The organism is Streptomyces sp. IBSBF 3136, from assembly GCF_036815105.1.
Taxonomy (GTDB): Bacteria; Actinomycetota; Actinomycetes; order Streptomycetales; family Streptomycetaceae; genus Streptomyces.
In genome coordinates this window covers 1-1,735 of sequence record NZ_JAJSZC010000446.1, presented here as the reverse complement: position 1 = coordinate 1,735, position 1,735 = coordinate 1, and the positions used below count along the sequence as shown (strand labels likewise).

The following is a 1,735-nucleotide window of genomic DNA, read 5'->3' as shown; positions in this document are numbered from 1 at the left end:
GGCTACGGCTATCCCCAGCAGCCCGGCCCATACGCCCAGCCGGGCCCGTACGCGGCGCCCGGCGCCCCCGCGCCCGGCCCCTACGGCCAGCCGCCGCAGCCAGGCCCGTACGGCCAGCCGCAGCCCGGTCCGTACGGACCGCAACCGGGCTACGGCTACCCGCAGCAGCCGCCCCAGTACCCCGGAGCCCCCGGCACCGCGCCCGGCGGGGCCCCGTTCGGCGGCAAGCCGCCGGCCAAGGCCCGGACCGCGTTGATCATCGGCGCCGCGGCGGCCGCGCTGCTCGTCATCGGTGGCACCGTCTACGCCGTCACCAGCGGCGGCGGTGACGACGGGAAGAAGACGCCCGTCGCCCACAAGAGCGACGACGGCAAGCAGTCCTCCGCCACCGCGTCCGTCGACCCCGGCGACGGCGGCGGCAACGGCGGCGCGGACCCGGACAACCTCAACGAGGGCCGCAAGCCCGGCGAGGCGAAGGTGCTCTGGTACAAGAGCGCACCCGACGCCCCCGGTTCCGGCGCCGACGCACCCGGTATGTGGATCTCCGGCGGCACGGCGGTGAAGGCGGCGTACAAGCAGGTCTTCGCCTACGACGCCGGCACCGGCCGCGCGGCCTGGGACCCGATCACGTTCCCGCAGAAGATCTGCGCGGTCACCGCGCAGAAATCGGCGGACGACAAGATCGTCGTGGCGTACATGAGCGGCGTCAGCGACCGCGCCAAGTGCAACCAGCTCCAGCAGATCGACCTGGGTACCGGCAAGAAGGGCTGGAGCGCCCAGGTCGCCGACGGCGCGCTGTTCGACAGCGCCATCAGCATCGAGCTCACGGTCAGCGGCAAGACCCTGATGGTGGGCCGTTCGCAGTCGGGCACGGCGTACGACATCGACAACGGCCACAAGCTGTACGACAAGCAGAAGTACGGCTCGGCCTGCTTCCCGACCGCGTTCGCGGGCGGCGCCGGCCGGCTGGTCCAGGTCGCCTCCTGCGGCGCCGGCACCAGCAACGAGCACGACGAGATCCGCGAACTGAACCCGGCCGACGGCAAGGTCAAGTGGACGCAGCCGGTCAAGAAGGGCTGGCGGGTCGCGCGTACCTACTCTTTGAACCCGCTCGTGGTGTACCTGACCAACGAGGACAAGAAGGCGTGGAACATCTCCACCTTCACCGCTGACGGCAAGTTCCGTTCGGAGGTCAAGGTGAACGAGAAGTTCGCGCCGCAGTGCGGCTGGGCGATCCTCGCCCGTGACCTCCAGGGCTGCCAGGGCGTCGCCGTCGACGGCGACACGCTCTACCTGCCCACCGACGCGACGAGCGGCGCCAACGAGATCGTCGCCGTCAGCCTCGCCACCGGCAAGGAGAAGTGGCGGGTCAAGTCGCCGACGGACGAGTCGATGTCCCCGGTGAAGACCGAGGGCGGCAAGCTCATCGCGTACGTGCGGCCGTCGTACGACGCGGGCGGCCAGGTCGTGTCGATCCCGACCACGGGCGGCTCGCACCGGCCCACCAGGCTGCTGCAGAACCCCGCGGGCACCGCGACGATCGAGAACGGCTTCTTCAGCTCAGCCGTGGACTGGGCCGGCGGGCGCTTCTTCATCTCCACCACCCGGCTCAACGGCAACGACGAATCGAAGGAGAAGCTCATGATGGCGTTCGGCAAGTGAGTCCCGGTCCGTATCCCGTCCTGCCTGCGCCGTCCGGCCCCGAGAGCGTCCCCGAGGTACCCCCGTCATGAGC

1 protein-coding gene is annotated in these 1,735 nt (G+C 70.8%); it reads left to right on the top strand.

Annotation, left to right across the window (positions count from 1 at the left end):
• A partial coding sequence (locus V7E45_RS40065) for an outer membrane protein assembly factor BamB family protein (RefSeq protein ID WP_333779215.1) occupies positions 1-1,662 on the top strand: 1,662 nt, incomplete at its 5' end.
• Positions 1,663-1,735: the final 73 nt, after the last annotated feature.